16 protein-coding genes are annotated in these 24399 nt (G+C 71.3%); 13 read left to right on the forward strand and 3 right to left on the reverse strand.

The genetic code is table 11. The features are described from left to right. Positions 1-132: 132 nt before the first annotated feature. The 6 genes from miaA to hflX all read left to right on the forward strand — a co-directional run bounded on the left by miaA (position 133) and on the right by hflX (position 8225). The gene (gene miaA / locus ACFVFH_RS15790; RefSeq protein WP_383768148.1) at positions 133-1071 is read left to right on the forward strand and encodes a tRNA (adenosine(37)-N6)-dimethylallyltransferase MiaA; all 939 of its coding nucleotides are present in this window, start codon (positions 133-135) and stop codon (positions 1069-1071) included. 107 nt (positions 1072-1178) lie between these two features. Continuing rightward, complete coding sequence (locus ACFVFH_RS15795; RefSeq protein ID WP_383769023.1) at positions 1179-1616, forward strand: hypothetical protein; 438 nt, start codon at positions 1179-1181, stop codon at positions 1614-1616. Positions 1617-1752: 136 nt separating this feature from the next. Further along, positions 1753-2625: a diaminopimelate epimerase gene (gene dapF, locus ACFVFH_RS15800; RefSeq protein ID WP_383768151.1), complete on the forward strand. Its 873-nt coding sequence runs from the start codon at positions 1753-1755 to the stop codon at positions 2623-2625. A 174-nt stretch (positions 2626-2799) separates the two neighbouring features. Further along, entirely contained in the window at positions 2800-4977 is a 2178-nt protein-coding gene (locus tag ACFVFH_RS15805; protein ID WP_383768153.1) for a RelA/SpoT family protein, read from the forward strand. A gap of 129 nt (positions 4978-5106) precedes the next feature. Next, on the forward strand, positions 5107-6561 hold the full coding sequence (locus tag ACFVFH_RS15810; protein WP_383768155.1) for a M1 family metallopeptidase: 1455 nt from the start codon (positions 5107-5109) through the stop codon (positions 6559-6561). Positions 6562-6704: 143 nt separating this feature from the next. Next, a complete protein-coding gene (hflX, locus tag ACFVFH_RS15815) occupies positions 6705-8225 on the forward strand; it encodes a GTPase HflX (RefSeq protein WP_383768158.1) in 1521 nt (506 codons plus the stop codon). 93 nt (positions 8226-8318) lie between these two features. Here hflX and ACFVFH_RS15820 read toward each other — a convergent pair whose 3' ends face one another. Both ACFVFH_RS15820 and ACFVFH_RS15825 read right to left on the reverse strand, forming a co-directional pair. Continuing rightward, positions 8319-9485 (reverse strand): trypsin-like serine peptidase, encoded by a 1167-nt coding sequence (locus tag ACFVFH_RS15820; RefSeq protein ID WP_383768161.1) that lies wholly within the window; start codon positions 9483-9485, stop codon positions 8319-8321. Positions 9486-9700: 215 nt separating this feature from the next. Beyond that, positions 9701-10921 (reverse strand): trypsin-like serine peptidase, encoded by a 1221-nt coding sequence (locus ACFVFH_RS15825; RefSeq protein WP_383768163.1) that lies wholly within the window; start codon positions 10919-10921, stop codon positions 9701-9703. A 328-nt stretch (positions 10922-11249) separates the two neighbouring features. On the opposite strand from ACFVFH_RS15825, the gene ACFVFH_RS15830 reads away from it, so the two are divergent. From ACFVFH_RS15830 to ACFVFH_RS15850, 5 genes are read left to right on the forward strand one after another with little or no spacing between them, the layout of a single operon-like run. Then, positions 11250-12626, forward strand: coding sequence for a diaminobutyrate--2-oxoglutarate transaminase family protein (locus ACFVFH_RS15830; RefSeq protein WP_383768166.1), 1377 nt, complete (start codon positions 11250-11252; stop codon positions 12624-12626). 29 nt (positions 12627-12655) lie between these two features. After that, positions 12656-14542, forward strand: a complete 1887-nt coding sequence (locus tag ACFVFH_RS15835) for an IucA/IucC family protein (RefSeq protein WP_383768169.1) — start codon at positions 12656-12658, stop codon at positions 14540-14542. Positions 14543-14585: 43 nt separating this feature from the next. Continuing rightward, positions 14586-15341, forward strand: coding sequence for a GNAT family N-acetyltransferase (locus tag ACFVFH_RS15840; RefSeq protein WP_383768172.1), 756 nt, complete (start codon positions 14586-14588; stop codon positions 15339-15341). Between the two features lie 60 nt (positions 15342-15401). Then, the gene (locus ACFVFH_RS15845; protein WP_383768175.1) at positions 15402-17270 is read left to right on the forward strand and encodes an IucA/IucC family protein; all 1869 of its coding nucleotides are present in this window, start codon (positions 15402-15404) and stop codon (positions 17268-17270) included. Between the two features lie 38 nt (positions 17271-17308). Beyond that, positions 17309-19279, forward strand: a complete 1971-nt coding sequence (locus tag ACFVFH_RS15850; protein ID WP_383768176.1) for an ATP-dependent DNA helicase — start codon at positions 17309-17311, stop codon at positions 19277-19279. 151 nt (positions 19280-19430) lie between these two features. Here the strand turns inward: ACFVFH_RS15850 and lexA are convergent, their stop codons facing one another. Further along, positions 19431-20225: a transcriptional repressor LexA gene (gene lexA, locus ACFVFH_RS15855; protein ID WP_383768179.1), complete on the reverse strand. Its 795-nt coding sequence runs from the start codon at positions 20223-20225 to the stop codon at positions 19431-19433. Between the two features lie 522 nt (positions 20226-20747). On the opposite strand from lexA, the gene nrdR reads away from it, so the two are divergent. Together nrdR and ACFVFH_RS15865 are read left to right on the forward strand one after the other, a co-directional pair. Then, entirely contained in the window at positions 20748-21260 is a 513-nt protein-coding gene (nrdR, locus tag ACFVFH_RS15860) for a transcriptional regulator NrdR (protein ID WP_383768181.1), read from the forward strand. Between the two features lie 160 nt (positions 21261-21420). Further along, complete coding sequence (locus ACFVFH_RS15865; protein WP_383768183.1) at positions 21421-24315, forward strand: vitamin B12-dependent ribonucleotide reductase; 2895 nt, start codon at positions 21421-21423, stop codon at positions 24313-24315. The last annotated feature ends 84 nt before the right edge of the window (positions 24316-24399 follow it).

A 24399-nucleotide genomic window follows, 5' to 3' on the forward strand; every position in this document is an offset into this window, starting at 1 on the left:
CTGGCGTACCGGACGCCGCGCGTCGCCCGGGTCGTCGCGGGCGGTGTGGCATGGCACTCGGTTTCCCCCCGCCGGGACGGGGCAGGTTCACTCGTTTCGGGAAGTGGCGCGGAGGTTTGCGAGACTGTGGCGGTGAGAAGCTCAGCTCCCGCACCGCGGGTCATCACCGTCGTCGGCCCCACTGCGGCCGGAAAGTCCGATCTGGGGGTATTCCTTGCTCAGCAGCTCGACGGCGAGGTGGTCAACGCCGACTCCATGCAGCTCTACCGCGGCATGGACATCGGCACCGCGAAGCTGACGCTCGACGAGCGCGGATCCGTCCCGCACCACCTGCTGGACATCTGGGACGTCACCGAGACCGCCAGCGTCGCCGAGTACCAGCGGCTGGCCCGCGCCGAGATCGACCGGCTGCTCGCCGCCGGCCGGACCCCCGTCCTGGTCGGCGGCTCAGGGCTCTACGTGAAGGGCGCCATCGACGCCCTGGAGTTCCCCGGCACGGACCCGGACGTACGGGCCGGGCTGGAGGCGGAGCTGGCGGAGCGCGGCTCCGGCGCGCTGCACGCCCGGCTGGCCGCCGCCGACCCCGGGGCGGGCCGGGCCATCCTGCCCAGCAACGGCCGCCGGATCGTCAGGGCCCTCGAAGTCATCGAGATCACCGGCAAGCCCTTCACCGCCAACCTCCCGGGTAACGATGCGGTGTACGACACCGTCCAGATCGGTGTCGACGTGGCCCGCCCCGAACTCGACGAACGGATCGCCCGGAGGGTCGACCGGATGTGGGCGGCCGGTCTCGTGGACGAGGTGCGCGCCCTGGAGGCACAGGGCCTGCGCGAGGGACGGACCGCGTCCCGGGCGCTCGGCTACCAGCAGGTGCTCGCCGCCCTGGCCCAGGAGTGCACCGAGGACGAGGCGCGGGCCGAGACCGTGCGCGCCACCAAGCGATTCGCCCGCCGCCAGGACTCGTGGTTCCGCCGCGACCCGCGCGTCCACTGGCTCAGCGGCGCCGTGGAGCACCGCGGGGAACTCCCGGGCCAGGCGCTGGCGTTGGTCGAACGAGCGGTTACAGCCTGATCACGTGATGGCATCGGGAAGCCCTGCCCGTCATTTCGGTGACCCGGAGCGTGCCATCATCGAGCATCGATCGACCAGTGGAGTCCGAGTTGGGAGGGCGCGTGGCGATGGAGGCCGGCCCTCGCGACACTGAACAAGACGCACCGGACGCGCTGCACGGAGCAGGCGGTCTGAGCCCCGACGGGCCGGACGAGCTCGAAGCGACCCCCGAGGTCGAGGTCGAGCTGCGGCCCGCGCGCAAGCTGCGGATCTGGCAGCTCGCACCGATCGTCATGCTCGCCGCGGTGGGATCGCTGATGTTCGCCTTCCCGCTGGCCTTCGAGTTCGGCGACGGCGGCGCGGTCGTGGCCATGCTCGGCCTGCTGATCAGCTGCTGTGCCGCGGGCTGGGGCATGATGGCCGCCCGCCGGGTGGGCTACACCTGGCCCGGACTGCCGCAGCGGGGCTCGGGCGAGCGGTCCGACTGGCGGGTGATCGCCCTGTACGTCGCTGTCGGCGGCGCCCTGGTCGCCCTCGCGATCTGGCGCGTGGCACGGCTCCGCTGACTGCCGGAGCGGGCCCCTCGCGCGGGTCCCGCCGTCACGCCGGATCGGGCCCTCCCCCCAGGTCCCGCCGTCACGCCGGAGCCCGCGCGGCGGCCCGGGGCCGCCGGTCGCCCGCGTCATTTCGTACAGTTGCTCCGTGAGCACCTCGCAGATCGCCTTCCTCAAGGGTCACGGCACCGAGAACGACTTCGTGATCGTTCCCGACCCGGACAACGCCATCGACCTGCCCGCCTCCGCCGTGGCCCGGCTCTGCGACCGCCGCGCCGGTATCGGCGGCGACGGGCTGCTGCACGTCGTGCGCTCCGCCGCGCACCCCGAGGCGCGGGCCATGGCGGACGAGGCCGAGTGGTTCATGGACTACCGCAACGCGGACGGTTCGATCGCCGAGATGTGCGGCAACGGAGTGCGGGTCTTCGCCGGTTACCTCCAGCGTGCCGGGCACGCCGAGGCCGGCGACCTCGCCGTCGCGACCCGGGGCGGCGTCAAGAAGGTCCACCTCGCCAAGGACGGCTCCATCACGGTCTCCATGGGCCGCGCGCTCCTGCCCGCTGACGGCGTCACGGTCAGCGTCGGCGGCCGCAGCTGGGAGGCCCGCAACGTGAACATGGGCAACCCCCACGCCGTCGCCTTCGTCGACGACCTGGCCTACGCCGGCGACCTGCTCTCCGTGCCCCCCTACAGCCCCGCGTCCGTCTACCCCGAGGGCGTCAACATCGAGTTCGTCGTGGACCGCGGACCGCGCCATGTGGCCATGCGGGTCCATGAGCGCGGCTCCGGCGAGACCCGCTCCTGCGGCACGGGCGCCTGCGCCGTGGCGGTGGCCGCGGCCCGCCGCGACGGCGCCGACCCCGCCAGGACCGGCACGCCCGTCACGTACACGGTAGATCTGCCCGGCGGCACCCTCGTGATCACCGAGCGGCCGGACGGCGGGATCGAGATGACCGGACCGGCCGTGATCGTCGCCGAGGGGCTGCTCGACGCCGCCTGGTTCGACGCGCCGACGGACTGAGGAACGCCCGCCGGGGGTGGCGGAAACCCCCCCGAAGCTTCGCTCGAATGGGTGATCCCTTTCACGCTGGGCGAGAGCTGGACTCCGCCACGTGGTGGGCTCGGTAGCATCAAGCACCGGCCCGGAGGCGCGACCGCGCCCTCCCACCGCCGGTCGACGTCGCCGGAGGTGCCCATGAGTGCAGAGGCCACCAGCCCAGGTGCCCCCATCCGCAGGCGGGGCCGCCCCCGGATCGACCTGCGCAGGCTCGGCCGCGTCGCGCTGCTCGGCCCCGTCTCCCGCGACCGGCTGCCCGACGCCATCGGCCATGTCGCCGAGGCCCACCGCGCCCACCACCCCGACGCCGACCTCTCGATCCTGCACCGGGCCTACGTACTCGCGGAGTCCTCGCACCGCGGCCAGATGCGCAAGAGCGGCGAGCCGTACATCACGCACCCGCTCGCGGTCACGCTGATCCTCGCTCAGCTCGGCGCCGAGACGACGACGCTCACCGCGTCGCTGCTCCACGACACCGTCGAGGACACCGATGTGACCCTCGATCAGGTGCGGGAGCAGTTCGGCAACGAGGTCTGCTACCTCGTCGACGGCGTCACCAAGCTCGAAAAGGTCGACTACGGAGCGGCCGCCGAACCGGAGACCTTCCGCAAGATGCTGGTCGCCACCGGGGACGACGTCCGGGTCATGTCGATCAAGCTCGCCGACCGGCTGCACAACATGCGCACCCTCGGCGTGATGCGCCCCGAGAAACAGGCCAGGATCGCCAAGGTCACCCAGGACGTGCTGATCCCGCTGGCCGAACGGCTCGGCGTGCAGGCCCTCAAGACCGAGCTGGAGGACCTCGTCTTCGCGATCCTCCACCCCGAGGAGTACGAACGCACCCGCGCGCTGATCGCCGCCGCGTCCGCGCGGACGGACGGTTCCGGCACCACCCCCGACCCGCTCGCGGCCATCGCGGAGAACGTCACGACGGTGCTGCGGGAGGCCGGCATCCCGGCCGAAGTCCTCATCAGGCCGCGCCACTTCGTCTCCGTGCACCGCGTCGGCGTCAAACGCGGCGAACTGCGCGGCACCGACTTCGGCCGACTGCTGGTGCTCGTCGGCGAGGACGCCGACTGCTACGCCGTCCTCGGCGAGCTGCACACCTGCTTCACCCCGGTGATCTCCGAGTTCAAGGACTTCATCGCCGCCCCCAAGTTCAACCTGTACCAGTCGCTGCACACCGCCGTCGTGGGCGAGGACGGGGCAGTCGCCGAAGTCCTCATCCGTACCCACCGGATGCACAAGGTCGCCGAGGCCGGGGTCATCGCCCTCGGCAATCCGTACGCCGCGGACGGCACCGCCGGGACCCAGAGCGCCGAACCCGCGGACGGGGAGCGCGCCGACCCCACCCGGCCCGGCTGGCTCTCCCGGCTCCTCGCCTGGCAGCAGTCCGCCCCCGACCCCGACACCTTCTGGACCACGCTCCGCGCCGACCTGGCCCAGGACCGGGAGATCACGGTCTTCCGGACCGACGGCGGCACGCTCGGGCTGCCCGCCGACGCCAGCTGCGTCGACGCCGCCTACGCGCAGTACGGGGACGAGGCGCACACCTGCATCGGCGCCCGGGTCAACGGCCGGCTGGCCACCCTCGGCACCGTGCTCAGCGACGGCGACACCGTACAGCTGCTGCTCGCCGAGGACGCCGCCTCGGGCCCCTCGCCCGACTGGCTCGACCACGCCCGGACCCCCGCCGCCCGCATCGCCATCACCGGCTGGCTGGACACCCATCCCGAGGACACCCGGAGCCCGCACGGCGGCCGTCCCGCGGGGGCCGGGCCCGAGCAGCCGTCCCAGGGCCACAGCAGGCCCGGACCGCGGCCGCAGGAGACCGCCGCCGGGACCGCCGCGGCCCCGGACGGCGCCGCGACCGCCGTGGTGGACCGGCCGGACGCGACCGTACGGCTCGCGGGCTGCTGCACCCCCGCACCGCCCGACGCCGTCACCGGATTCGACGTGCGCGGCGGCGCCGTCACCGTGCACCGGCTGGGATGCGCCGCCGTCACCCGGATGCGGTCCCTCGGCCGGATGCCGGTCGAGGTGAGCTGGGAGGACGACATCGAGTGCCGGGTCACACTGGTCGCCGAGTCCTTCGGGCGCCCCCGGCTGCTCGCCGATCTCACCGAGGCGATCGCCACGGCGGACGCGGCGATCATCTCCGCCACCGTCGAACCGCCCAGCGAACAGCGCGTCCGTCACACCTACACCCTGCAACTCCCCGACCCGGCCGGGCTCCCGGCCCTGATCCGCGCCATGCGTGATGTGCCCGGGGTCTACGACGTGAGCCGCGCCCGGCGCCCCGCGACCATGGCCTGAGGACCGTCACCGGCCACCCGCCGGGGACCGCGGGACGGCCCCCTGGGCCCATCCGCCGCAGCGATCTCGTTCGAGTGGCGCGGCGCGCGCCGCGCCTGCCGAGCGGGAGGTCGCTGGTAGCGGTAGTCCATGCCGTTCATCTCCCGCCGTCTGCGGGCCGCTCTGCTGGCCACCGCATCAGCCACCCTCGTCGCAGCCGCCGCGCCCTCACCCGTGCCGCTCGGCATCGGCGATCCACTCTTCCCCCACCTCGGCAACCCCGGCTACGACGTCCGCGCCTACGACATCGGACTGACCTACCACGGCGACAACAGCAAGCCGCTGGAAGCCGTCACCAGGATCGACGCGCGGACCACCGAGCCGCTCGACCGGATCAACCTCGACTTCACCCGGGGCACCGTCCACTCCGTCGAAGTCAACGGACTGCGCGCCGACTTCGCCGTCGCCGACGAGGACCTCGTCATCCAGCCACTGGGCCGGCTGCCCGCCGGGGTGCCGCTGCACATCACCGTCCGGCACACCAGCGACCCCACCGGCGACCGGGACAGCGGCGGCTGGCTGCGCACCGCCGACGGACTGGCCATGGCCAATCAGGCCGACGCCGCGCACCGGGTCTTCCCGAGCAACGACCACCCCGCCGACAAGGCGTACTTCACCTTCCGGATCACCGCGCCCGACGACCTCACGGTGGTCGCCAACGGGCTGCCCGCCGGCACGGCCCGGCACGGCGCCGACACCACCTGGACCTACCGCACCGAGCACCCCATGGCCACCGAGCTGGCCCAGGTCTCGATCGGGCGCTCCGCCGTCCTGCACCGGACGGGACCGCACGGGGTGCCGGTGCGCGACGTGGTGCCCGCCGCGGACCGCGAGCGCCTCGAACCCCGGCTCAGCAGGACCCCCGCCCAGATGGAGTGGATGGAGCAGCAGGTCGGCCGCTACCCCTTCGAGGCGTACGGACTGCTCGTCGCGGCCACCGAGACCGGTTTCGAGCTGGAGACCCAGACGCTCTCGCTCTTCGAACGCTCCCTGTTCACCGAGGCCGGCTACCCCGACTGGTACCTCGACTCGATCATGGTCCACGAGCTCGCCCACCAGTGGTTCGGCGACAGCGTATCCCCGCAGGACTGGTCCGACCTGTGGCTCAACGAAGGACACGCCACCTGGTACGAGGCGCGCTACGCCGAGGAGCAGGGCGGCAAGAAGCTGGCACTCCGGATGCGCGAGGCCTACACCATGTCCGACAGCTGGCGCGCCGCGGGCGGCCCCCCGGCCCGCCCCGACGCCCCGGAACCCGGAGAGAAGGTCAGCCTGTTCCGGCCGGTGGTGTACGACGGCAGCGCGCTGGTCCTCTACGCGCTGCGCCAGGAGATCGGCGAGAACGCCTTCGGCCGGCTGGAGCGGAGCTGGGTGCGCGGGCACCGGGACTCCAACGCCACCACCGGGGACTTCGTCCGCCTGGCGTCCCGGACCGCGGGCCGCGACCTGACCTCCTTCCTGGACGGCTGGCTGTACGGGAAGAAGACCCCGCCGATGCCGGGGCACCCGGACTGGCACAGCGCGGCCCCCGCCGGGGAGCGTTAATCCCGGTGACGGGGAAGGCGGGCCATGCCACTATCGACACGTCGCCACAGCGGCCCGGACCGGAAATTCCCGACGGCGGGAATCATCGGAAGGGGTCACGCGTTGTGACTGACGTAACGGACTTCCATCGACGTAAGGATCCAATGACCTCCTCTTCTTCCCTTTCCCAGGACGCGCGGAATGCGCGGAGCGCTACGGAGAACGTGACCGAAAGCCTCACCGAGAGCCTTCGGGCCGATGCCCTGATGGAAGAGGACGTCGCCTGGAGCCACAAGATCGACGGAGAGCGGGACGGCGAGCAGTTCGACCGCTCCGAGCGCGCCGCGCTGCGGCGTGTCGCCGGACTCTCCACCGAACTCGAAGACGTCACCGAGGTCGAGTACCGGCAGCTGCGTCTGGAACGCGTGGTGCTGGTCGGCGTCTGGACGTCGGGGACCGTGCGTGACGCGGAGAACTCCCTCGCGGAGCTGGCCGCCCTGGCGGAGACGGCGGGCGCCCAGGTGCTCGACGCCGTCTTCCAGCGCCGTGACAAGCCGGACGCGGCCACGTACATCGGTTCGGGCAAGGCGCTGGAGCTGCGCGACATCGTCCTCGAATCCGGGGCCGACACCGTCGTCTGCGACGGTGAGCTCAGCCCCGGCCAGCTGATCCATCTGGAAGACGTCGTCAAGGTCAAGGTGGTCGACCGGACCGCCCTGATCCTCGACATCTTCGCCCAGCACGCCAAGTCCCGCGAGGGCAAGGCGCAGGTCTCGCTGGCACAGATGCAGTACATGCTGCCCCGGCTGCGCGGCTGGGGTCAGTCGCTCTCCCGTCAGATGGGCGGCGGCGGATCCAGCGGTGGCGGCGGCATGGCCACCCGTGGTCCCGGTGAGACCAAGATCGAGACGGACCGGCGCCGGATCCGCGAGAAGATGGCGAAGATGCGCCGGGAGATCGCGGAGATGAAGACGGGCCGCGAGATCAAGCGCCAGGAGCGCAGGCGCAACAAGGTGCCCTCGGTCGCCATCGCCGGATACACCAACGCGGGCAAGTCCTCGCTGCTCAACCGGCTGACCGGGGCCGGCGTCCTGGTGGAGAACGCCCTGTTCGCCACCCTGGACCCGACCGTGCGCCGGGCCGAGACCCCGGGCGGCCGGGTGTACACCCTGGCCGACACCGTCGGGTTCGTACGGCATCTGCCGCACCACCTCGTCGAGGCGTTCCGCTCCACCATGGAGGAGGTCGGCGACTCCGACCTGATCCTGCATGTGGTGGACGGCTCCCATCCGGTGCCGGAGGAGCAGCTCGCCGCGGTGCGCGAGGTGATCCGCGACGTCGGCGCGGTGAACGTGCCCGAGATCGTGGTGATCAACAAGGCGGACGCGGCCGATCCGCTGGTGCTCCAGCGACTGCTGCGCATCGAGAAGCACGCGATCGCCGTCTCGGCGCGCACCGGTGCCGGTATCGACGAGCTGCTCGCGCTCATCGACACCGAGCTGCCGCGGCCGTCGGTGGAGATCGAGGCCCTCGTGCCGTACATCCAGGGCGGAGTCGTCTCCCGGGTGCACGCCGAGGGAGAGGTGATCTCCGAGGAGCACACGTCGGAGGGCACCCTGCTCAAGGCGCGGGTGCACGAGGAACTGGCCGCGGAACTCTCCTCGTTCGTCCCCGTGGCGCACTGACCGCGGCACGACACCGCTCGGCAAGGACCGAAGGCCCGCCCCTTCAGGGGCGGGCCTTCGGCCGTCACCGGGGTGCCGGTGGCCGTCCGTGCCTCAGTGGCCGGCGAACTTCTCGCTCGTCGTGGTGAAGACCTCCTCGGCGCCCCGGCCCAGCTGGGGACCGGCGAGCCAGCCCGAGGTCACCGGGCCGATGGAGGTGTTGGAGACCAGCACGGACTTGCCGTCGTCGCCCTTCCGGAACCAGCCGCCGCCGGACGAGCCGCCGGTCATGGTGCAGCCGATGCGGTACATCGCCGGAGTGTCCGGGCTGATGGAGAGCCGCCCGGGACGGTCGACGCACTTGTGCATGATCAGGCCGTCGTACGGGGGAGCGGCCGGGTACCCCCAGGCGCCCAGGGCGTCGATCCGCGAGATCTCGGGGGCGTCGAAGTCGACCGCCAGGGCGTTGCCCACGGTCTCCTCCAGCGACTTGGTGCCCTGCTCCGGCTTCACGTGCAGCACGGCGTAGTCGTACGGAGCGCCCTCGCCCCCGGTGGGGCCGCCGTCGGCGAGCCACTCCCCGGACGTCGTCGCCCAGTCCGCCCAGTAGGCGCCGTACGGGGCGACCTCCTGCTGCTGCGCGTTCTTCAGCGCGGCGGCGGACTTGCCCTGGTCGTTGTAGGCGGGGACGAAGACGATGTTGCGGTACCAGCCGCCCTTCGACCCGGCGTGCACACAGTGTCCCGCGGTCCACACCAGGTTGGACCTGCCGGGGTTGCCCGGGTCCTTCACGACCGTGCCCGAGCAGACCATCGAGCCCTCGGGGGAGTCGAAGAACACCTTGCCGACCGGGGCCGCGTAGTCGTGGTACGGCGTCTTCTCGGGCTCGGCCCGCACCGGCGCGGGCTCCGGGTCGGTGACGCCCCGGTCGCCGGAGACGTCGCCGGCCGCCATGGTCTTCGCCGGGTCCTTGGCCGACTTCATCCGCTTGGGCTTCCACAGCCCCTCGATGACCGGGTTGACGAAGTCCTTGGCCTCACGCAGCCACTTGTCCTTGTCCCAGTTCTTCCACTCGCCGGTCTTCCACTTCTCCGGGTCGACGCCGTGCTTCTTCAGCGTCTCGGCCAGGCCGCCGGGAAGAGCGCCGGCCTCCTGCCCGGCCGTGGAGCCGGCGGCGGGCTTGCCGGTCGCGTCGTCCTCGCCCGGACCGCAGGCCGTGGCCGTCAGCGCGAGTGCGGCGACGAGTCCGGTCGCGGCGAGCAAGGGACGTATGGATCGCATGGAAAGGTTCCCCCAGAAACTTCCGAAATTGCCATGAACGTGTCATCCAAGGCGGTGGCCGGACGAGCGGCCACCGACGATGCAGGGGCCCACCCTATGACGCCGTGGCGCGTGCTCCCCGCCACGACGGAAGGGGCCCCCGGCGCGACTTCCGCACCGGGGGCCCCTGAGATTCCGTCACCGACCGGGCGAACGCGCCGGATGACGGACCGTCGTCACTGCCCCGCGTACTTCTTGCTGACGGACTCGTAGACGCCCTTGGCCTCCTTGCCGAACCGCGGACCGGCCAGCCAGCCCGCCGTCACCGGACCGATGGAGGTGTTGGAGACCAGCGCGGGCTTGCCGTCCTGGCCGTTCGCGACCCAGCCGCCGCCGGACGAACCACCGGTCATGCTGCAGCCGATGCGGTACATCGTCGGGTCCTGCGCGCTCAGCGAGAGCCGGCCGGGCTTGTCCGCGCACTGGAAGGCCTTCTGGCCGTCGTACGGCGGAGCGGCCGGGAAGCCGGTCGCCGTCATGCCCGCGATCTTCGGCACGGCCGGGGCGTTGAACTCGACCGGCAGCGCGGAACCGACCGTCTCCTCCAGGGACTTGCCCGCCGAACCCTTCTCCGGCGTCACGTGCAGCACCGCGAAGTCGTACGGGGCGCCCAGCCCGCCCGTCGACGAACCCTGCGAGATCCACTGGTCGGACGTCTGCGCCCAGGTGCCCCACCACACGCCGTAGGGAGCGATCTGCTGCTTGGTCGCCTTCTTCAGCTCCGCCAGGGAGAGGCCCTGGTCGTTGTACGACGGCACGAAGGCGATGTTGCGGTACCAGCCGCCCTTCTTGCCCGCGTGCACACAGTGCCCGGCGGTCCACACCAGGTTGGACTTCCCGGGGTGCGCCGGGTCCTTCACCACGGTCGCGGAACAGACCATGGAGCCCTCGGGGGAGTCGAAGAGCAGCTTCCCGGACTCCGCGGCGTTGGCGTGGTACGGCGTCCGGACACCCGTGGCCCGGACCGGCACCGGCGTCGGGTCCGTCACGCCCGCGTCACCCGAGATGTCGTTGTCGACCGGCTTCTCGGGCGACTTGTCCGCGTCCCGCATCCGGTCCGGGTCCCAGAGGTCCTCGATGATCGGGTTGACGAAGTCCTTGGCCTCGCGCAGCCACTTGTCCTTGTCCCAGTTCTTCCACTCGCCCCTCTTCCACTGGTCGAGGTCGATCCCGTGTTCCTTGAGACGGTCCTTCAGATCGTCCGGAATCGTGATCTTGCCGTCCGAGGACTGGCCGGCCGGGACGCTCGCCTTGTCGCTCGCGCCGTCCTCCTCGGGGCCGCAGGCGGTGGCCGTGAGCGCGAGGACCGCGGTGAACGCGGCCACGGCGAGCACCGATCCGGGCCGCCGGCCCGTCCTCCCCTGACGTGTGGCGAGCGCCGGTCGAATGAGTCGCATGTGGTGATCCCCCTGGGACTTCGTAACTCAACACTTCTGTACTGCACCGCGGTACCGCTCCGAGCCACCTGCTCCGAACGTCCGGCGGACCCCCGGACAACCGTCCGATGTCCTGTGCGGCCCCCACTATGCCGGTGCCGATGGGGACGGCGGGCGGCAGGGCCGTGGTTCCGTCCCGCAAGGATCTTCGGATTTACCCGTGATCCACCGCGCCCGACGTCGTTGGTACGTGCGAGGGACCCGGGAGAGCGTTCATCCCCCGGCGTTCCGTCCGTGCGTCGACGTACTGATGTGCAACGCAACCGTTACAGCGGGAGGACCGACAGCCGTGGCCGTGACCGAACCAGCCCCGGTGGCAGCACCGGCGCTGCACGAGGGGATCCTGCGCCGCCAGGCCCTGCGCGAGTCCGCCGCCCGTACCTATGCGCGTTCGCTGCCGATCGTGCCGGTGCGGGCCCGGGGACTCACCATCGAGGGCGCGGACGGGCGGCGGTACCTCGACTGTCTGTCCGGCGCGGGCACCCTGGCGCTCGGACACAACCACCCGGTCGTCCTGGAGGCGATCAAGAAGGTCATCGACTCCGGCGCACCGCTCCATGTGCTCGACCTCGCCACCCCGGTCAAGGACGCCTTCACCACGGAGCTGTTCGCCACCCTGCCGCGGCGGTTCGCCGACAACGCCCGGATCCAGTTCTGCGGCCCGGCGGGCACGGACGCCGTCGAGGCGGCGTTCAAGCTGGTCCGCGGCGCGACCGGCCGCAGCGGCCTGCTCGCCTTCACCGGCGCCTACCACGGGATGACCGCCGGAGCCCTCGCCGCCTCCGGCGGTGCCGAGGACGTACGGGTGACCAGGCTGCCCTTCCCGCGGAACTACCGCTGCCCCTTCGGGATCGGCGGTGAGCGCGGCGCGGAGACCGCCGCCCGGTGGACCGAGAACCTCCTGGACGACCCCAAGGGCGGCACCCCGGCACCGGCCGGGATGATCCTCGAACCGGTCCAGGGGGAGGGCGGGGTGAACCCCGCCCCCGACAGCTGGATGCGCCGGATGCGCGCGATCACCGAGGCCCGCTCCGTCCCGCTGATCGCCGACGAGGTCCAGACGGGCGTCGGCCGCACCGGCACCTTCTGGGCCGTCGAGCACAGCGGGATCGTGCCCGATGTGATGGTGCTCTCCAAGGCGATCGGCGGCTCCCTCCCGCTCGCCGTGATCGTCTACCGCTCCGAACTCGACACCTGGCAGCCGGGCGCCCACGCGGGCACCTTCCGCGGCAACCAGCTCGCGATGGCGGCGGGCACGGCCACCCTCGCCTACGTACGGGAGAACCGCCTCGCCGAGCGCGCCGCGACCCTCGGCGCCCGCATGCTGGCCCGCCTCCAGGCGCTCGCCACCGACCACCCCACCATCGGTGACGTGCGCGGACGCGGTCTGATGATCGGGGTCGAGCTGGTCGATCCGGAAGCCGCCCCGACCGGCGACGGCCCCGAGCCGCCGCCCGCACCCGCCCTCGCCCTGACCGTGCAGCAGGAGTGCCTGCGCCGCGGGCTCATCGTCGAGCTCGGCGGACGCCACTCCACCGTCGTGCGCCTCCTGCCGCCCCTCACCCTCACCGACGAACAGGCGACAGCGGTCGTGGACCGCCTCGCCGACGCCCTGGCAGCCGCCGAACGGCTGCCGCACCGCCGGACCACCGGGTCGATCCGCTGACCCCGGACGCCCTCACGAGAAAGACCGCCGTGAACCCCACCCCCACGCCCCAGGCCGACGGCTCTCCCTCCACCCCGCAGCGCCAGGCCGGGCCCGCCTGCCGACTCGTCGCCGAGCAGTCGACCGTGCCGCGCCAGATGACGGCACCGGCCGACGAGCGGTACATCCCCCGGCCCTTCGCCACCGCCGGAGCACCGGCCGACCCGCTCGACCACCCGGACCCGCTGAGGGCCGCCGACACGGCGGGCACGGAGAACCTGCTGCGCTGCTGGGTCCGTGAGACGGCCCTGCCCGGACCGGACGGACCCACCCTCCGCGTCCCCCTCCCCGCCAGCGGAACGGCCCTGCTCGTCCCCGTCCTCTACTGGTCGCCCACCGGCTCCCACCGCTTCGGGCCGCCCGCCCTGGAAGGCGCGCCCGAAGGAGCGCCGCACGTCGACGCCGTCACCGTCGCCGCGCTCCTGGGCCGCGAGGCGGGCCGCGACGAGGGGGCCGACATGGTGGCCCGGGTGGCCGACTCGGTACGGCGCACCGCGGGCTTCATCGCCGAGCGGCGCCTCTCCCCGCACGCCCCGGCCGAGGCGGACCTCTTCCTCACCGCGGAGCAGTCGCTGTTGCTCGGGCACCCCCTCCACCCCACCCCCAAGAGCCGCGAGGGACTCTCCGACGCCGAATCCCGCATCTACTCGCCCGAGTCGCACGGCTCCTTCCCACTGCACTGGATGGCCGTCGACCGGTCCGTGCTGGCCACCGACTCCGCCTGGACCGACGGCGGACGCCCCGTACCGGCCACCGAGCTGGTCGCCGCCCACACCGGAGGGCTGCGCCTCCCCGAGCACACCGCACCGCTTCCGCTCCACCCCTGGCAGGCCCGCGAGCTCACCCACCGTCCCGAGGCGGCCGCACTGCTCGACGCCGGTCTCCTCCACGACCTCGGACCGCACGGCGAGCACTGGCACCCCACCTCCTCGGTCCGTACCGTGCACCGGCCCGGTGCCCGGGTCATGCTCAAGCTCTCCCTCGGCGTACGCATCACCAACTCCCGCCGGGAGAACCTCCGCAAGGAGCTCCACCGCGGTGTGGAGGTCCACCGGCTGCTCCGCAGCGGGCTCGCCACGCAGTGGCACGCGGTCCACCCCGGCTTCGACATCGTCCGCGACCCCGCCTGGCTCGCCGTCGACGGACCGGACGGCGCCCCCGTCCAGGGCCTCGACGTGATGCTGCGGCACAACCCGTTCAAGCCGCACGACGACGCGGTCTGCATCGCCGCCCTGACCGCTCCGCGCCCGTGGCCGGACCGGGCGGGTGTGCACTCGCGCCTCGCCGAGGTCGTCCTCTCCCTGGCCGCCGTCACCGGACGGACCGTGGGCGCGGTCGCCGCCGAGTGGTTCCTGCGCTATCTGGACCGTGTCGTCCGCCCGGTGCTCTGGCTCGACGGCCAGGCGGGCGTGGCCCTCGAAGCGCACCAGCAGAACACCCTGGTGCTGCTCGACCGGGCGGGATGGCCGGTCGGCGGCCGGTACCGCGACAACCAGGGCTACTACTTCCGGGAGTCCCACCGCGCGGCGCTGGAGCGCAGGCTCCCCGGCATCGGATCGGTCAGCGACACCTTCGTCTCCGACGCGGTCACCGACGAACGCTTCGCCTACTACCTCGGCATCAACCAAGTGTTCGGGCTGATCGGGGCGTTCGGCGCCCAGCACCTCGCCGACGAGCGCGTGCTCATCGCCGCCTTCCGCAGGTTCCTCGGCTCGGCCGCCGCACTCGGCTCGCCGCTTCCGGAACAGCTGCTGGAGATGCCCCAGCTGCGCTGCAAGGCCAACCTGCTGACCCGGATGCACGGCTTGGACGAACTCGTCGGCCCCGTCGACACCCAGTCCGTGTACATCACCATGGCCAACCCCCTGTGTGACTGAGGGAACATGACCACCGCCTGACCGCCGAGAGGAGAGCGCCCCCGTGGCTTCCGCCGATGCGCACACCGATGCCGGTACCGGCCCCGCACCGCCGGCCGACACGGGTGCCGAGGACACCCTGGACCTGGAACTCTCCGAGGAACTCCTCGCCCTGTTCGGGGAGGAGCCCCGGACCGGCGCGGGCGATCAGGCGGGCAGGGGGCCGATGGCGAGCAGGGCGGCCACCTCCGACCTGCTCGACCATCCGGCCGACTGGCGACCGGTCACCACCCCCGCCGGAGTCCTCCAGCTCGTCCCGGTCCGGCTGGAACGCGATCTGTCCGTACTGAGCCGCTGGATGAACGACCCCGCGGTCGCCGCCTTCTGGGAGCTCTCCGGGCCCGAAGCCGTCACGGCCGCCCATCTGCGGGCCCAGCTCGACGGCGACGGACGCAGCGTCCCCTGTCTCGGTGTGCTGGGGGGCGTCCCCATGAGCTACTGGGAGATCTACCGCGCGGACCTCGATCCGCTGGCACGCCACTACCCGGCCCGTCCGCACGACACCGGGATCCATCTGCTGATCGGTGGTGTGAACAACCGCGGACGCGGTGTCGGCACCACCCTGCTGCGGGCCGTCGCCGACCTCGTCCTCGACAACCGCCCCCGGTGCGCGCGCGTGGTCGCCGAACCGGACCTGCGCAACACCCCGTCCGTCTCCGCCTTCCTGAGTGCCGGGTTCCGCTTCTCCGCGGAGCTCGAACTCCCCGACAAACGAGCCGCCCTGATGGTCCGCGACCGAATCCATCGTGCCCAGCTGTGAACGAACTGCTGCCTCACTCAGACCGCTCGAACCCCATCGGTTCCATCCCGAGGAGTCCCCGTGCCGAAATATCCTGCGAGCCGTGATTCAGCGGACTCAGCCGAACTGCTCAGCACGCCAGAACTGAACCGGACGGTCTGGGACGGTGCCGCCGCCCGACTGCTGGCGAAAATGCTCGGCCAATTCGCCTACGAGGAAGTCGTCGAGCCGGCCCGGCAGGCCGGCGGAGAGGATACGTACACCCTCGGCCTCGACGACGGCGGGACCCTGGCCTTCCGTGCCCGGCGGGGGGTGTACGGGAGTTGGCACATCGTTCCCGGCTCCGTCGTGGAAACGCGCGGGAGCGCTCCCGGGGACCCGGACGGCGAGACCACCGGGGCCGTGCCCTTCCGCGATCCCCTCCAGTTCCTGGTCCGCGCCCGCCGGCTCCTCGACATCGACGGCGCCACCCTCGGCCACCTCATCCGTGAGATCACCACCACCCTCACCGCCGACGCCCGGCTCGACCACACCGCGCTCACCGCCGACCGGCTGGCCGACCTCGACTACGCCGAGCTGGAGGGGCACCAGACCGGCCACCCCTGGCTGGTCGCCAACAAGGGCCGCCTCGGCTTCTCCGCCACCGACGCCTCCCGCTACACCCCCGAGGCCCGCAAGCCCCTCACGCTGCCGTGGATCGCGGTCTCCACGAAGATCGCCGCCTACCGCGGAGTGGCCGGACTGGCCGAGCCGGAGCGGCTGTACGCCCAGGAGCTCGACCCGCGGGTCCGCGACTCCTTCGCCGCCGTGCTCCGCGCCCGCGGCCTCGACCCCGCCGGCTACCTCCTCCTCCCGGTCCACCCCTGGCAGTGGGACGAATGGATCGTTCCGGTCTTCGCCCCCGCCATCGCGGCCGGTGACATCGTCCCGCTGCACGCCGACCCGGACCTCCGGCTGGCGCAGCAGTCGATCCGCACCTTCAGCAATGTGGCCCGCGCCGACCGGCACACGGTCAAGCTGCCCCTGTCGATCCTGAACACGCTGGTCTGGCGGGGACTGCCGACCGAACGCACCCTCGCGGCCCCCGCCGTCACCGCCTGGGTCCACGGCCTGCGCGACCAGGACACCTTCCTCCGTGACACCTGCCGGGTCATCCTGCTCGGCGAGGTGGCCTCGGTGGCGGTCGAGCACCCGCTGTACGACCACCTTCCCGAGGCCCCGTACCAGTTCAAGGAGATCCTCGGCGCGATCTGGCGTGAACCCCTGCTGCCCCGGCTCGCCCCCGGCGAGCGCGCCCGGACCCTCGCCTCGCTGCTCCACACCGATCCGCGGGGCCGCGCCTTCACGGCCGAACTCGTCGCCCGCTCCGGGCTGACGCCGACCGCCTGGCTGACCCGTCTCTTCGCCGCCCTGCTGCCGCCGCTGCTGCACTTCCTCTACCGGTACGGCACGGTGTTCTCCCCGCACGGCGAGAACGCCATCGTGGTCTTCGACGACCAGGACGTACCGGTGCGCCTGGCGATCAAGGACTTCGTCGACGACGTGAACGTCAGCGCCCGGTCGCTGCCGGAGCACGACTCGATGCCCGAGGACGTGCGCCGCACCCTGCTGACCGAGGAGCCCTCCTTCCTCACCCAGTTCATCCACTCCGGCCTGTTCATCGGCGTGTTCCGCTTCCTGTCCCCGCTGTGCGAGGAGCAGCTGGGGGTCCCGGAGGCCGATTTCTGGTCACTCGTACGGGCCGAGATCCTGCGCCACCACGCCCGCTTCCCCGAGCTCAAGGAGCGGTTCGAGATGTTCGACCTGCTGACCCCGCGCATCGAACGCCTCTGTCTGAACCGCAATCGTCTGCATGTCGACGGGTACCGGGACCGGCCCCAGCGCCCGCACGCGGCCATCCACAAGACGGTTCCCAACCCGCTCCACCCCTGTGACGGAGTCCGGGAGTGACCGCTGTTGTCAGTGGTGAGCCGTACGCTGGTCGGGCTATGACGAAGCCATCCCTCCCCGAGCTCCTGCACGCCGCCGTGACCGCCGTCGGCGGTACGGAACGACCCGGTCAGGCCGCCATGGCCGAGGCCGTCGCCGAGGCCGTGGACGACAATTCCCATCTGCTCGTCCAGGCCGGCACCGGCACGGGCAAGTCCCTCGGCTACCTGGTGCCCGCGCTGGCGCACGGGGAGCGGGTCGTGGTGGCCACGGCGACGCTCGCGCTCCAGCGCCAGCTGGTGGAGCGCGACCTTCCGCGCACGGTCGACGCGCTGCACCCGCTGCTGCGCCGACGCCCCCAGTTCGCCATGCTGAAGGGCCGGTCGAACTACCTCTGCCTGCACCGGCTCCATGAAGGGGTGCCGCAGGACGAGGAGGAGGGCCTCTTCGACCAGTTCGAGGCCGCCGCCCCGTCGAGCAAGCTCGGCCAGGACCTGCTCCGGCTGCGAGACTGGTCCGACGAGACCGAGTCCGGCGACCGGGACGACCTCACTCCCGGGGTCTCCGACCGTGCCTGGGCCCAGGTCTCCGTCTCCTCCCGCGAATGCCTGGGTGCGAGCAAGTGCGCCTACGGTGCCGAGTGCTTCGCGGAGCTGGCCCGTGAGCGGGCCAAGCTCGCCGAGGTTGTCGTCACCAACCACGCCCTCCTCGCCATCGACGCCATCGAGGGCGCCCCGGTGCTTCCGCAGCACGAGGTGCTGATCGTCGACGAGGCCCATGAGCTGGTCTCCCGGGTCACGGGCGTGGCCACCGGCGAGCTCACCCCCGGCCAGGTCAACCGCGCGGTGCGCCGCGCCGCGAAGCTGGTCAACGAGAAGGCCGCCGACGCGCTGCAGACCGCGTCGGAGGGGTTCGAGCGGGTCATGGAGCTGGCGCTCCCGGGCCGGCTGGAAGAGGTCCCCGAGGACCTCGGTTACGCGCTGCTGGCCCTGCGTGACGCCGCGCGCACGGTGATCTCGGCCCTGGGCGCCACCCGGGACAAGTCCGTCCAGGACGAGGACGCCGTCCGCAAGCAGGCCATGGCGTCGGTGGAGACGATCCACGGCGTCGCGGAGCGCATCACCCAGGGCTCCGAGTACGACGTCGTCTGGTACGAGCGCCACGACCGCTTCGGCGCCTCGGTACGGGTCGCTCCGCTCTCCGTCTCGGGGCTGCTGCGCGAGAAGCTCTTCGCCGAACGGTCCGTCGTCCTGACCTCGGCCACGCTCAAGCTGGGTGGGGATTTCAACGGGGTGGGCGCCTCGCTCGGTCTGGCTCCCGAAGGCACCGCGGGGGACGACGTCCCGCAGTGGAAGGGGCTGGACGTCGGATCGCCGTTCGACTATCCGAAGCAGGGCATCCTGTACGTGGCGAGGCATCTGGCGACGCCGGGCCGCGAGGGTTCCCGCACCGACATGCTGGACGAGCTCGCCGAGCTGGTAGAGGCGGCGGGCGGGCGCACGCTCGGGCTGTTCTCCTCCATGCGGGCGGCCCAGGCCGCCGCGGAGGAGCTGCGGGGGCGGCTGGAGAAGCCGATCCTTCTGCAGGGCGAGGAGACGCTCGGGGAGCTGATCAAGAACTTCGCGGCCGATCCGGAGACCTGTCTCTTCGGCACGCTGTCGCTCTGGCAGGGCGTCGATGTGCCGGGGGCCAGCTGCCAGCTGGTGGTCATGGACCGCATCCCGTTCCCGCGCCCGGACGATCCACTGATGAGCGCGCGCCAGAAAGCGGTGGAGAGTGCGGGAGGCAATGGGTTCATGGCCGTCGCGGCGACGCATGCCGCGCTGCTGATGGCTCAGGGCGCCGGCCGTCTCGTCCGGGCGACGGGCGACAAGGGCGTGGTCGCCGTGCTCGATCCGCGCCTGGCCAATGCCCGGTACGGCAGCTATCTGCGCGCCTCGCTGCCTGACTTCTGGTACACCACCGACCGCAACCAGGCGCGCCGCTCGCTCGCCGCGATCGACGCGGCGGCCAAGGCCGACGGCAAGTAGCACGCATCGGGTGCCTCGGGGGCGGATTCCGGCGCAGGCGCCCAGCCGGATCGGTCGGAAGGGACCCCGGTACGGAAGGGGCCCCAGCGCATGAGCAGGGCCCCGGGATCGGCGCAGTGGATCCCGGGGCCCGGTCGGAAGGCGGCGGGCTTCACACCCGCCGCAGCACCGCCACCACCTTGCCGAGGATCGTCGCCTCGTCACCGGGGATCGGCTGGTACGCGGAGTTGTGCGGGAGCAGCCAGACATGGCCGTCCTCCCGCTTGAAGCGCTTGACCGTGGCCTCGCCCTCCAGCATGGCTGCCACGATGTCGCCGTTCTCGGCGACGGGCTGACGGCGGACGGTGACCCAGTCGCCGTCGCAGATGGCCGCCTCGATCATCGAGTCACCGACGACCTTGAGTACGAACAGCTCGCCGTCACCGACGAGCTGGCGGGGGAGAGGGAAGACGTCCTCGACCGACTCCTCGGCGAGGATGGGACCACCGGCGGCGATCCGGCCGACCAGCGGCACATAGGACGCGGCGGGCTTGCCGGTCGTGTCGGTGGGCTGCGAACTGGGCTGGTCCGAACCACGGACCTCGTACGCCCGCGGGCGGTGGGGGTCCCGGCGCAGGAAGCCCTTCCGCTCCAGGGCCATCAGCTGATGGGCGACGGAGGACGTGCTCGACAGGCCCACCGCCTGGCCGATCTCCCGCATCGAGGGCGGATAGCCGCGCCGCTGCACGGAATCCCGGATCACCTCGATCACTCGCCGCTGCCGGTCCGTGAGCCCCGAGCTGTCCGCCCGGATTCCAGGAGGTCGTCCGGGCAATGAGCGCGCTGGGCGCGCGGGCTCCGGCCCCTCCATGTTCGTGACTGAGTCATTCATGGCATGCACCGGCTCGAATCGGCTCTGGGAGCGGTCCTGGGCAGTGATGGTGGCACTGTCAGCGGTGGTGGTCACGTCGGCCCCTCTCGAATGGTCTCCCTAGCTGGACAACGGTAGTAGCTTTCGAAAGGTTGCGCCAAACACACGTTCGAGTGAAAAACGAATAAAAGTGTGCCGCGCGTTCTCTGCCGGGTGTATGTGCGATGACCGGGGCGTCGCGGGCCCCGCTGCGGGCCGACCGGAATTCGGGTCATTACGCTAACGGCCGCCGGTGCGACGCCGCCACACCGGGCGGCCTCCGGGTCGCCGTCCGGGGCCGGCGGCGCGGGGCCCCGCGATCCCGGCCGCCGCGCGGTTCCCGTAACCTCTTACGCGGCCGTGGACTGCCTGCCGGTCGCTCGTGAGCTGCGACACGCGGTAGGGCCGGATGCGCGGCCAAACCCTAGATCTAGTGGTTGGATTGTTCCGGCCACCCAGAAGTTGTGGTCCCCGGTCCGCCGAGGGTGTGGCCATCGCCTATGCTTGTGACCAGCTTCGAAGGGCCGGACAGGCCCTGGAGAGGCTATTCAGTCGTGCTGTGAAGGAGGGTTGGGAGCCATGCACTGCCCCTTCTGCAGGCACCCCGACAGCCGGGTCGTCGACAGTCGCACCACCGACGACGGCACGTCGATCCGACGCCGCCGCCAGTGCCCCGACTGCTCCCGCCGTTTCACGACGGTGGAGACCTGTTCGCTGATGGTGGTGAAGCGCAGCGGCGTGACCGAGCCCTTCAGCCGCACCAAGGTCATCTCCGGCGTGCGCAAGGCGTGCCAGGGCCGGCCGGTCACCGAGGACGCCCTCGCCAAGCTCGGCCAGCGGGTCGAGGAGGCGGTGCGCGCCACCGGCAGCGCCGAGCTGACCACTCATGACGTGGGCCTGGCCATCCTCGGCCCCCTGCAGGAGCTCGACCTCGTCGCGTACCTGCGCTTCGCGTCCGTCTACCGGGCGTTCGACACGCTCGAAGACTTCGAGGCCGCCATCGCGGAACTGCGTGAACGGCGGCCCCTCGTGGAGGAGTGCGGGAGCGGCGAGACCCTTGAGGTCCCCGTTCCCGCCGTCGCCGCCGACTGATCGGCGCCGGTCGATCGACACGGTTCCGTGGATCGGCCGCAGGGCGACTTCATAGACCTGCTCCGGGCGCTCCGCGTGGTGCCCGAAGCATCAGAGACAGACAGTGCCCCGGGAAGTTCTGGGCACTTCAGGGTGTTTTTGCCCACATATGGGAGGCGGCATGACAGAGACGGCGAGCGGCCCGGCACGAGGTTCCCGAGCCAAGGGAGCCAAGCCGAGCAAGGGTCTGCGTATCGAGCGCATCCACACCACTCCCGGCGTACATCCGTACGACGAGGTGACGTGGGAGCGCCGTGACGTCGTCATGACCAACTGGCGCGACGGCTCGATCAACTTCGAGCAGCGTGGCGTCGAGTTCCCCGACTTCTGGTCGGTGAACGCGGTCAACATCGTCACCAGCAAGTACTTCCGCGGGGCCGTCGGCACCCCGCAGCGCGAGACCGGTCTGCGGCAGCTGATCGACCGGATCGTGAAGACGTACCGCAAGGCCGGTGAGGAGAACGGCTACTTCGCCACTCCCGCGGACGCCGAGGTCTTCGAGCACGAGCTGGCGTACGCCCTCCTGCACCAGATCTTCAGCTTCAACTCGCCGGTCTGGTTCAACGTCGGCACGCCCCAGCCGCAGCAGGTCTCGGCCTGCTTCATCCTGGCCGTCGACGACTCCATGGAGTCGATCCTCGACTGGTACAAGGAAGAGGGCATGATCTTCAAGGGCGGCTCCGGCGCCGGCCTGAACCTCTCCCGCATCCGCTCCTCCAAGGAGCTGCTCTCCTCCGGCGGCAACGCCTCCGGACCGGTCTCCTTCATGCGCGGTGCCGACGCCTCCGCCGGAACGATCAAGTCCGGTGGCGCCACCCGCCGCGCGGCCAAGATGGTCATCCTCGATGTCGACCACCCCGACATCGAGAACTTCATCGAGACCAAGGTGAAGGAGGAGGAGAAGATCCGCGCCCTGCGCGACGCGGGCTTCGACATGGACCTGGGCGGGGACGACATCACGTCCGTCCAGTACCAGAACGCCAACAACTCGGTCCGGGTGAACGACGAGTTCATGAAGGCCGTCGAGTCCGGCGGCAAGTTCGGGCTGCGGGCCCGCATGACCGGCGACGTCATCGAAGAGGTCGAGGCCAAGTCCCTCTTCCGCAAGATGGCCGAGGCCGCCTGGGCGTGTGCCGACCCCGGCATCCAGTACGACGACACCATCAACGCCTGGCACACCTGCCCGGAGTCGGGCCGGATCAACGGCTCGAACCCGTGCTCCGAGTACATGCACCTGGACAACACCTCGTGCAACCTCGCCTCGCTGAACCTGATGAAGTTCCTCAAGGACGACGGCAGGGGCAACCAGTCCTTCGAGTCCGTGCGCTTCGCCAAGGTCGTCGAGCTGGTCATCACCGCGATGGACATCTCGATCTGCTTCGCGGACTTCCCGACCCAGAAGATCGGCGAGAACACCCGCGCCTTCCGCCAGCTCGGCATCGGCTACGCCAACCTCGGCGCCCTGCTGATGGCGACCGGCCACGCCTACGACAGCGACGGCGGCCGCGCCCTCGCGGGTGCCATCACCTCGCTGATGACCGGCACCTCGTACAAGCGCTCCGCCGAGCTCGCCGCGGTCGTCGGACCGTACGACGGCTACGCCCGCAACGCCGAGCCGCACCAGCGCGTCATGAAGCAGCACGCCGACGCCAACGCCGCGGCCGTCCACATGGACGACCTGGACAACCCGATCTGGGCCGCCGCCACGGAGGCCTGGCAGGACGTGATCCGGCTCGGCGCGAAGAACGGTTTCCGCAACGCGCAGGCCTCGGTCATCGCCCCGACCGGCACCATCGGCCTCGCGATGTCCTGCGACACCACCGGCCTGGAGCCCGACCTCGCCCTGGTCAAGTTCAAGAAGCTGGTCGGCGGCGGCTCGATGCAGATCGTCAACGGCACCGTTCCGCAGGCCCTGCGCCGCCTGGGCTACCAGGAGGAGCAGATCGAGGCGATCGTCGCCCACATCGCCGAGCACGGCAACGTGATCGACGCCCCCGGCCTGAAGACCGAGCACTACGAGGTCTTCGACTGCGCCATGGGCGAGCGTTCCATCTCCGCGATGGGTCACGTGCGCATGATGGCCGCGATCCAGCCGTGGATCTCCGGCGCCCTGTCCAAGACGGTGAACCTGCCGGAGACGGCCACCGTCGAGGACGTCGAGGAGGTCTACTTCGAGGCGTGGAAGATGGGCGTCAAGGCGCTCGCGATCTACCGCGACAACTGCAAGGTCGGCCAGCCCCTCTCCGCGAAGACCAAGGAGAAGGAGAAGGAGGCGGTCACCGCCAAGGCCGAGGAGACCATCCGCACCGCGGTCGAGAAGGTCGTCGAGTACCGCCCGGTCCGCAAGCGCCTCCCCAAGGGCCGTCCCGGCATCACCACCTCCTTCACGGTGGGCGGCGCCGAGGGCTACATGACCGCCAACTCCTACCCGGACGACGGTCTCGGCGAGGTCTTCCTGAAGATGTCCAAGCAGGGTTCCACCCTCGCGGGCATGATGGACGCCTTCTCCATCGCCGTCTCGGTCGGTCTGCAGTACGGCGTTCCGCTGGAGACGTATGTCTCGAAGTTCACCAACATGCGCTTCGAGCCGGCCGGCATGACGGACGACCCGGACGTGCGGATGGCGCAGTCGATCGTCGACTACATCTTCCGCCGCCTCGCGCTGGACTTCCTGCCCTTCGAGACCCGCTCCGCTCTCGGCATCCACTCGGCCGAGGAGCGCCAGCGCCACCTCGACACGGGTTCCTACGAGCCCTCCATGGACGACGAGGAGCTGGACGTCGAGACCCTGGCCCAGTCCGCCCCGGTGCGGACGGAGCCGCTGAAGGCGGTGGCCGCGGTGCCGGAGGCGCAGCAGCCGGCCCCGAAGACCGCGCACACCTCGGCGGAGCTCGTCGAGATGCAGCTGGGCATCAGCGCGGACGCGCCGCTCTGCTTCTCGTGCGGTACGAAGATGCAGCGCGCCGGATCCTGCTACATCTGCGAGGGCTGCGGCTCGACCAGCGGTTGCAGCTGACGCGTCCCCGGCCATCCCGTGAGGAGGGCGCCGACCACCGGTCGGCGCCCTCCGGCGTGTCCGGGGCCGGACCCCGGTCCGGCG

It is taken from the genome of Streptomyces sp. NPDC057697, assembly GCF_042799335.1.
In the GTDB taxonomy this organism is placed as follows: Bacteria; Actinomycetota; Actinomycetes; order Streptomycetales; family Streptomycetaceae; genus Streptomyces.

Excerpts from the sequence above, each read along its gene's own strand:
- ACFVFH_RS15795 (WP_383769023.1), top strand. The coding sequence starts at position 1,179 with ATGGAGGCCGGCCCTCGCGACACTGAACAAGACGCACCGGACGCGCTG.
- ACFVFH_RS15805 (WP_383768153.1), top strand. The coding sequence starts at position 2,800 with ATGAGTGCAGAGGCCACCAGCCCAGGTGCCCCCATCCGCAGGCGGGGC.
- ACFVFH_RS15810 (WP_383768155.1), top strand. The coding sequence starts at position 5,107 with ATGCCGTTCATCTCCCGCCGTCTGCGGGCCGCTCTGCTGGCCACCGCA.
- hflX (WP_383768158.1), top strand. The coding sequence starts at position 6,705 with ATGACCTCCTCTTCTTCCCTTTCCCAGGACGCGCGGAATGCGCGGAGC.
- ACFVFH_RS15820 (WP_383768161.1), bottom strand. The coding sequence starts at position 9,485 with ATGCGATCCATACGTCCCTTGCTCGCCGCGACCGGACTCGTCGCCGCA.
- ACFVFH_RS15825 (WP_383768163.1), bottom strand. The coding sequence starts at position 10,921 with ATGCGACTCATTCGACCGGCGCTCGCCACACGTCAGGGGAGGACGGGC.
- ACFVFH_RS15850 (WP_383768176.1), top strand. The coding sequence starts at position 17,309 with ATGACGAAGCCATCCCTCCCCGAGCTCCTGCACGCCGCCGTGACCGCC.
- nrdR (WP_383768181.1), top strand. The coding sequence starts at position 20,748 with ATGCACTGCCCCTTCTGCAGGCACCCCGACAGCCGGGTCGTCGACAGT.
- ACFVFH_RS15865 (WP_383768183.1), top strand. The coding sequence starts at position 21,421 with ATGACAGAGACGGCGAGCGGCCCGGCACGAGGTTCCCGAGCCAAGGGA.